General features: G+C 38.8%; 5 protein-coding genes and 1 pseudogene. 4 read left to right on the top strand and 2 right to left on the bottom strand.

Annotated elements, in window-relative coordinates; genetic code table 11:
* The first annotated feature begins 146 nt into the window (after positions 1–146).
* The 4 genes from AACY61_RS09335 to AACY61_RS09320 all read left to right on the top strand — a co-directional run bounded on the left by AACY61_RS09335 (position 147) and on the right by AACY61_RS09320 (position 1869).
* Complete coding sequence (locus AACY61_RS09335) at positions 147–596, top strand: SRPBCC domain-containing protein (RefSeq protein WP_339611307.1); 450 nt, start codon at positions 147–149, stop codon at positions 594–596.
* 31 nt (positions 597–627) lie between these two features.
* Positions 628–1170, top strand: a complete 543-nt coding sequence (locus AACY61_RS09330; RefSeq protein ID WP_339611306.1) for a GNAT family N-acetyltransferase — start codon at positions 628–630, stop codon at positions 1168–1170.
* A 61-nt stretch (positions 1171–1231) separates the two neighbouring features.
* The gene (locus tag AACY61_RS09325; RefSeq protein WP_339611305.1) at positions 1232–1579 is read left to right on the top strand and encodes a hypothetical protein; all 348 of its coding nucleotides are present in this window, start codon (positions 1232–1234) and stop codon (positions 1577–1579) included.
* A 38-nt stretch (positions 1580–1617) separates the two neighbouring features.
* Complete coding sequence (locus tag AACY61_RS09320; RefSeq protein ID WP_339611304.1) at positions 1618–1869, top strand: hypothetical protein; 252 nt, start codon at positions 1618–1620, stop codon at positions 1867–1869.
* A gap of 4 nt (positions 1870–1873) precedes the next feature.
* Here the strand turns inward: AACY61_RS09320 and AACY61_RS09315 are convergent, their stop codons facing one another.
* Together AACY61_RS09315 and AACY61_RS09310 are read right to left on the bottom strand one after the other, a co-directional pair.
* Positions 1874–3607 (bottom strand): M14 family metallopeptidase, encoded by a 1734-nt coding sequence (locus AACY61_RS09315; protein ID WP_339611303.1) that lies wholly within the window; start codon positions 3605–3607, stop codon positions 1874–1876.
* 4 nt (positions 3608–3611) lie between these two features.
* A pseudogene (locus AACY61_RS09310) lies at positions 3612–4452 on the bottom strand (peptidase); the annotation flags it as partial.

The following is a 4452-nucleotide window of genomic DNA, read 5'->3' as shown; positions in this document are numbered from 1 at the left end:
ATGTAAATATTCTTATTTGTTTAAAAAATATTATTTTAAGTAAAAAAAATAGTTTGCTGTATTTTTTTACCAGAAAAAAATGAGATTGAACACATTATTTACAAGAAAAAGAATAACTTTTACACTTATAATAATATCTCCATTTTATAAAAGGAAAAAAAAAAGCCCCGCCAATAGTTATAACCCAAATTATTGATGAATCTATTGCTACGCTTTGGAGAGCCCTTACAGATCCCAAGCAAATGAAACAATGGTATTTTGAAAACCTCAAAACTTTTGAACCAAAAGTGGGCTTTGAAACAAAGTTTATTGTAGAAAATGAAGGCAGGATATTTCACCATCTCTGGAAATTAAAAGAAGTAGTTCCTTTAAAAAAAATAACATACAACTGGAGATATGAAGAATATACTGGTGATTCATTTGTGACATTTGAACTGTTTGATCAAGGTAAAAGCACAAAATTGAAGTTGACTCACACAGTTACAGAAGACTTCCCTTCAAACATTCCAGAGTTTACCAGGGAAAACTGTATCGCCGGTTGGGACTATTTTATTAACCAACGATTAAAGGATTTTCTGAAATTGAAAAATAACTAAGTCCATAGGTAAAAAACTAAATTTTAAAAAAATGAAAAAGGAGTTTCCACTATTAAAAACTGAAAGACTATTATTTAGGCAAATAACTATTAAAGACCTCAAAAATGTATTCAATGGACTTTCAAACCCGGGTGTGATTCAGTATTATGGTATTAGTTTTAAAAGTTTAGATGCTACTAAAGAACAAATCAACTGGTTTGCAGATCTTGAAAAAACACAGATGGGAATCTGGTGGGCAATTTGTTCACTTGATAATAAAACTTTTTTTGGATCCGGTGGGTTATCTAAAATCTCACAAGAACATAAAAAAGCAGAAATCGGTTTTTGGTTATTGCCTGAATTTTGGGGACGTGGTATTATGACAGAAGCATTGCCTGCTATATACAATTACGGTTTTAAAGAAATTGGTCTCCACAGAATTGAAGGGTTTGTGGAATCGGAAAATAAAAACTGTAAAAAAGCCTTGTCAAAACTTGATTTTCAGTACGAAGGAACAATGATTGACTGCGAAATTAAAAACGGAAAATTTATTAGTGTTGACATTTTTGCCAAAATAGTATTACCGTTAAATTAAATCTCTAATAAAATATTTTCCTATATTTATAGCTCTCCCCACAAACATTAAAATCAATCTAATGGAAAGAAAGTGTTTGGAATGTGGCGATAAAGTTCGTGGCCGGGCAGACAAAAAGTTCTGTTGTGACACCTGCCGCAACAGCTACAACAACAAATTTAAAAAAGACAGCAAAAACCTGGTGCGTAATACCAACAACACCTTACGTAAAAATTACCGCATTTTAGAAGACCTCAACCCCGAAGATAAAACCAAAACAACACGCGAAAAAATGTTGTCTAAAGGATTTGATTTTAACTATTTCACCAGTATTTATACTACCAAAGCCGGTACTGTGTATTACTTTATCTATGACCAAGGCTACCTGCCCCTGGAGAATGATTTTTATGCTTTAGTGAAAAGGGAGTAGACTATGCGTTTGAAACAGAAATCTAACTATTAAAGATTATGAAAAAAGAAGAACTGGAAAAATATTCTACCGAAGCACTTGAAAACAAAATCAAGTCAGGGACCTCTCTACTCTATGTAACTCTTTTTTTGTTGGTTCTTTATGGAGTTTATATGTTTTACAAAATGTTTGAAGGTACCTGGGAAATGGGCCAGCAAATTGCCATACCCTTATTTCTCTTTGCAGCTATGTTACCAAATTGGATCAATATCAAAAAAATGAAAGAAGAACTGGAAAAAAGGAAAAAGTAAAATTTTACTTCTTCCACTCCACAACGCCACCTTTGGCAGAATCTACCTTAATACTGTAGGTACCCCCACCACTTACAATCCAGCGAACTTTGACCGTTCCCATTCCGGGAATGTTTTCAACTTCCATTTTTTGTGGGTTGTGTACTTGTTCCTTTACAATGTTGAAATCTGCGTTTTCGACCACCATTCCGGCAACCACGTTTGCTCCGCTTAGGGTTACATAATCAGGACGCTCAATATTGTATTTTAAATCCTGACTGCTGTGTGTAGGCATCAGGCGCTCGTTGTAAATGGTTGCGGTTATTTCACGTAAGCCGTTCCCAATAGTCTTTTCTTCCACCTCCAGCATGCTGAGTTTTGGGGTGTGGTAGGCATGGTAAATGGTAAATGCCATATTCCTGTGGGCATCCTGCTCGAGTAAAAAACCGGGATGTGCTCTGCTGAAATTCTTTTTAAACCCCCCTATTTCTATAGTTCCAAACTGCGGATGGCTATATTCAGACCAATCAACAAACGCATCACCAAAAGTGAGATATTTGTCCACTTTCAGTTCTTCTTCCTGATTTCCACGGCCTTCGTTGTTATGGAAATAAAGATAGGACACCATCAATTCATTAGTATAAGTATAAATACCCCTTCCGCCGTAAAACCAGTCCAGTTCGCCGCCAAAAACAGAATACAAATCCTTGTAGACTACCAGATAGCGATACCCGGGAATCATCTCTTCCCCTTTTTTCGCAATCGCGTCATAAATCCTAATATCTTCCTTGTTGTAAGTATCGAGGTCTTCTTCTGCACCCGGACCTCTTAATATCATTCCTCCGTAATTGTGGTAGCTTTGCGCTCCGGCAATGTTGGGGTGCTTGAGCACAAAATCGGCTACTGCTCTAGTCTCAGGCAGGCTGAAAGGATATTTGTAGGCACCGCGTTGTACATAATCAGGTTGCCATTTCCAGCCCCAGTCGCGGTTTGGGTCATAATAACCAATACCATCTTCATTCACACGTCCGTCACCATCTCGGTCTACACCCTCAAAGCCCAGCATTTCATATTCGCCTTGTTGATCAGACTCTACCCTGATAAGTCTGCGGGGGTCCTGTGGATCTTTGATGAAACGACCTGTGGGTGATTTTCTAATCATCATCGTGATGTGATTGTCTTCATTTAAATCATCAAAGCGGTCCTCACCAGCTTCTCCGTCACCATCATTATCAAGCACCAGCATTCCGGAACGGGGTGAGTGTGGGGTATTGGGTTCTTTCATAAAATTGTCACGTGCATCAGGATTGATGGTGGGCACAATATAAAAGGTCTTGTCTTTCAGTAATTCTTCAATAAAATCAAGTTCGTCAAACATTTCGGTCAGGTACCAGGCTGTATAAAGGGAAAACTCCGCTCCCTGAATTTCGTTGGAGTGTATATTTCCGTCAATATACATTGCCGGTTTTCGATTAGGGTCACCTGTTTTAAAATCTGAAACAGCCAACAACCAAATGTCCCTTCCTTCCACTGACTTACCGATGCTTTCCAAACGTGTCAGGTTGGGGTAAGCTTTGGCAATTCTTTGCATAATATCAACTACACCGTCATAAGTATTATAACGGTTCCAACTCACTTCTACTTTAGGTTCGTGAGGTGTTCCAATGGCTCTAAAAAATTTTTCCTGTGCAGTGATTTCAGAAACTGAAAGGACTGCTAAAGCGAAACAAATAAAGGGTATATATAATCTTTTTCTCATCTTCTTATAATTTTACATTCAATACGGCAAATCCGGTGTGAGCCGCTCCTGCTTTGATTTTGACATTCCCGGAACCTTTTACAATCCAGGACATGGTTTTACTTTCAAAAGCATCCATTTTATCAATCAGGTTAATCGTATTCCCGGCAAGGACTTCTTCTTTGTCCTTGGTAATGTCAATGCGGATTTTCCTCATCCAGCGGGACTTTTCACCCAATTCTGAGTGTGTGGGCAGCGGGGCGTTGTTGTACAAATCTGCCGTGATGCGGCTAAGCCCGCCGCTTAGCTTTTCAACTTTCACATTGTGGAATTCCAGTTTGGGTTGCATCTTGGCAAGGTCCAATATAAAATTTGTGTGTTCCAGGGCAATACTGTCCACCATATTATAAGGCGGATTGTGCATCACAAAAGGTTTGATACCGCCCACTTCCACTTTTTGATTGGGAAAGTCAGGATGGGTTACCGTTTGCCAGGGCACAAAAACATCAGTCAGTCCTTCGCGGTCTGCCCAGGCCAAAAAGTTGGACTCTTTGGTTAATGTGGGCTTTTCTTCAGGTTTTTTAGGTTTTTCCTCGCCTTCGCCATTTTCGGGTTTATCAGCTTTCACTTCAGGTACCCACCAAGCCGGTGTGCTGAAACTAAGCCTTCCGAAATGAAAATAAGCCCATTGAAAGAAGTCACCGTCTGTGCCTTGATTGTCCTGTTGAAAAGCTTTTTGCGAAACGGTTTTGTTGTAAAGTTCAGATACCATCTTATTGATGGCAACGTCTTTCTCAAGCGGTGACGTGAGCACTCTCTTTTTAGCTTCCTGGGCATTGTATTTTAAAGGTTCTGAAAGATTGTTT

This window comes from uncultured Planktosalinus sp. (genome assembly GCF_963973675.1).
Classification (GTDB): Bacteria; Bacteroidota; Bacteroidia; order Flavobacteriales; family Flavobacteriaceae; genus Planktosalinus.
This window is presented reverse-complemented; position numbering and strand designations above follow the sequence as displayed.